Genomic DNA, 1,492 nt, shown 5'->3' with positions numbered 1-1,492 from the left:
CGAATTGCATCATCAAAATTCTATATGAAATTGAATCGTTGCCTCACATAAGAATCTATTCAAAAATAGAAATGGAGGTAAAATGATGAAAAAGTTAGAAGAGATTCTAAAGAAACTGAAGGAAGGAGGCTTTATGAGTTTATCCTTGAAGGAGAAGAAGGCTGTGATAAGAGAAGAGAGCAGGCTATATAAGAAAACAACAAAGAAAGAAAAAGAAAAGATACTTGATGAATTTGTTAAACTCACAGGATATTCCAGGTGTTATGCATCATATGTATTAAGAACATATGGAAAGAAAGTTATTGTTGAATTAGAAAATGGAAAAAGGAATGTATTTGTAGGAGATGACCTTTACAGCGAAAGAGGATTAAAGATAAGAAAGAGAAAAAGAGAGAGGATATATGGTGAAGAAGTCTTCAATGCTCTTGTATATCTATGGAAAATGTCTGATTATCTATGTGGGAAAAGATTAAGTGTGTATGTGAAGGAAATAATACCTGTCTTAGAGAGATTTAATGAATTTCCGTTCAATGAGGAAGTAAAAGAGAAGTTAATTTCAATAAGTCCCGCTACGATAGATAGATTACTTAAGAATGAAAAGAATAAGTTTAAGCTAAAAGGAAAAACATTAACTAAACCTGGAACTCTACTCAAGCACAGTATACCCATAAGAACATTCTCTGAATGGAATGAAGAAGAACCTGGCTTTGTTGAAGCAGACCTTGTTGGTCACGATGGAGGTAATCTAAGAGGAGAATTTCTCTATTCTCTCGATGTAACTGATGTACATACTGGATGGACAGAAACAAGAGCAATAAAAAACAAAGCACAGGTCTGGACTTTCAATGCATTAAAGGAGATAAGGAGGGAATTCCCATTTCCCATAAAGGGTATTGATTCTGATAATGGAAGTGAATTCATCAATGCACATCTGTTGAATTACTGTGAAAAAGAGCATATTACATTTACGAGAGCAAGACCATACAGGAAGAACGATAATTGTTTTGTAGAACAGAAGAACTATTCTGTAGTAAGAAGAGCGGTAGGGTATGTAAGGTATGATACAGATGGAGAACTGAAGATAATGGATAAACTCTACAGTGTATTAAGACTCTACACAAACTTCTTCTTGCCTTCAATGAAACTGAGAGAGAAAACAAGAATTGGAAGTAAGGTGATGAAGAAGTACGACAAACCTAAGACGCCTTATGAGAGGATTCTTGAATCTGAAAAAGTATCAGAAGAAGTAAAAGAGAAACTCAGAAGAACATATGAAACACTTAATCCTCTTTTACTTAAAAGGCAAATAGATAAAATTACCCAAGAACTCTCACGGGCATATGATAAAAAGATGAAAGAAAGAGCGAAAAAAACACAGAAAACCGATGTAAAATTACCCAATGATTTTCCTTTATCTCAAAATAATTTCGTATATAATTTAAATGAGGCAACCAAATAATATTTCGTATAGAAAATTACGTGAGGCAACACG

At 33.5% G+C, this 1,492-nt stretch carries 1 protein-coding gene; it reads left to right on the top strand.

The window, feature by feature from the left end:
- Positions 1–85: 85 nt before the first annotated feature.
- Positions 86–1,459, top strand: coding sequence for a DDE-type integrase/transposase/recombinase (locus ACMV0E_RS08035; RefSeq protein ID WP_416085862.1), 1,374 nt, complete (start codon positions 86–88; stop codon positions 1,457–1,459).
- The last annotated feature ends 33 nt before the right edge of the window (positions 1,460–1,492 follow it).

Source organism: Caldisericum insulae, from assembly GCF_047785965.1.
Lineage (GTDB): Bacteria > Caldisericota > Caldisericia > Caldisericales > Caldisericaceae > Caldisericum > Caldisericum exile_A.
This window is presented reverse-complemented; position numbering and strand designations above follow the sequence as displayed.

What these genes read in the sequence shown, in the direction of transcription:
- ACMV0E_RS08035 (WP_416085862.1), top strand. Translation starts at nt 86, where the DNA reads ATGAAAAAGTTAGAAGAGATTCTAAAGAAACTGAAGGAAGGAGGCTTT.